Origin of the sequence: Novosphingobium sp. ST904, from assembly GCF_001298105.1 — a bacterium.
In the GTDB taxonomy this organism is placed as follows: Bacteria; Pseudomonadota; Alphaproteobacteria; order Sphingomonadales; family Sphingomonadaceae; genus Novosphingobium.
This window is the reverse complement of record NZ_LGJH01000008.1, coordinates 1-663: the sequence shown is the minus strand read 5'-3', so window position 1 is coordinate 663 and position 663 is coordinate 1. Positions and strand designations below refer to the sequence as shown.

At 63.0% G+C, this 663-nt stretch carries 1 protein-coding gene; it reads right to left on the bottom strand.

What is annotated here, in order from left to right:
• On the bottom strand, positions 1 to 663 hold a 663-nt coding region (locus ADT71_RS00035; RefSeq protein ID WP_156336334.1), incomplete at both ends, for a sensor domain-containing diguanylate cyclase.

The following is a 663-nucleotide window of genomic DNA, read 5'->3' as shown; positions in this document are numbered from 1 at the left end:
CGCAAGATCGGCATTCTTGTAAAGGCCATCGGCGTCCGTTCTGTGCTCGGGAAAGAGCGCCACGCCGATGCTAGCGCGGCAGCTATGGGCTTGCCCATTGAGCAAACAGGGTTCTGCGAGCGCAAGCCTCAGGGCCGCGATCGTCTCCTCGAGCTGTGTCCGGTCCGGCGTGTAGATGAAGAGCGCGAATTCATCTCCCCCGAGTCGGCCTGCCATTGAGTCACCAGCGCCATTCCCCTGAAGCCGCTGCGCGATTTCCTTGAGCAGAGCATCGCCGACATCATGGCCATATCGGTCGTTCAGCGCCTTGAAGCTGTCTAGATCGATCAGGAGAAGAGCGACCTCGACACCCGAGTTCTCGGCCCCAGCGAGCGCGGTTCGCAGCCCCTCCATGAAAGCGCGCCGGTTCCAGAGCCCGGTCAGATCGTCATGGTCGGCTGTCCACCGGATCGCCTCGTCCGCCATCTTGCGATCGTTGATATCCTCGATCGTGCCGTACCAAAGGGCGATCTTGCCACCGCGTTCCTGGCGCGGCGCAGCCCGCGAGCGATGCCACCGATAGCTGCCGTCGTGATGGCGGAGGCGGATTTCATAGTCGAGAGGCAAGCCCGTGACCCGCGCTCCATTCCACGCGGCCCTGACCATAGGTCGATCGTGCGGGTG